Below are 648 nucleotides of genomic sequence, written 5' to 3'. Positions count from 1 at the left end.
GAAATGGTGGCTCAGTTCATGCACGATCACCACGCCGATGCCGCCGTAGTTGACCGCCGGGTCCGCCTTGGCATCGAAGAAGGGGGGCTGCAGGATCGCCGCCGGGAAGACGATCTCGTTCATCGGCGGATTGGCATAGGCGTTCACCGTCATCGGCGTCATGCCCCATTCGGTGCGATCGATCGGCTGGCCGAGCTTGTGCAGATCGCGCTCATATTCAAACGCGTTCGCCGCCGCGACATTGCTGACGATGTCGTCGCGCTTCACCGTCAGCGCCGAATAGTCGCGCCACTTCGACGGATAGCCGATCTTGGGGGTGAAGGCCGCCAGTTTGGCATGGGCCGTCACCTTGGTTTCCGGGGCCATCCAAGTGAGATTGTCGAGCCGCACGCTCATCGCCGCGATGATGTTCTTGACGAGCTGGTCCGCCGCCGCCTTGGTCGCGGGCGGGAAATATTGCGCGACATATTCCTGGCCGACCTGTTCGCCCATCGCCCCGCTGACGATCCCCACGCCGCGCTTCCACCGCACCGGCTGCTGCGGCGCACCGCTCAGCACCGTGCCATAAAAGGCGAAATTGGCGTCGTTGATCGGCTTGGCGAGAACGCCGGCGTAGCTGCGCAGCAAGCGCAGGATCAGGAAATCCTG

General features: G+C 63.4%; 1 protein-coding gene. It reads right to left on the bottom strand.

All coding sequences use genetic code 11. The annotated features are described in order from the left end of the window. A partial coding sequence (locus tag AACY08_RS27890) for a M13-type metalloendopeptidase (RefSeq protein ID WP_339472327.1) occupies window positions 1–648 on the bottom strand: 648 nt, incomplete at both ends.

This window comes from Pseudomonas sp. EL_65y_Pfl1_R83 (genome assembly GCF_963970695.1).
Lineage (GTDB): Bacteria > Pseudomonadota > Gammaproteobacteria > Pseudomonadales > Pseudomonadaceae > Aquipseudomonas > Aquipseudomonas tritici.
The sequence above is the reverse complement of the archived record's forward strand: the minus strand, read 5'-3'. Positions and strand labels throughout refer to the sequence as shown.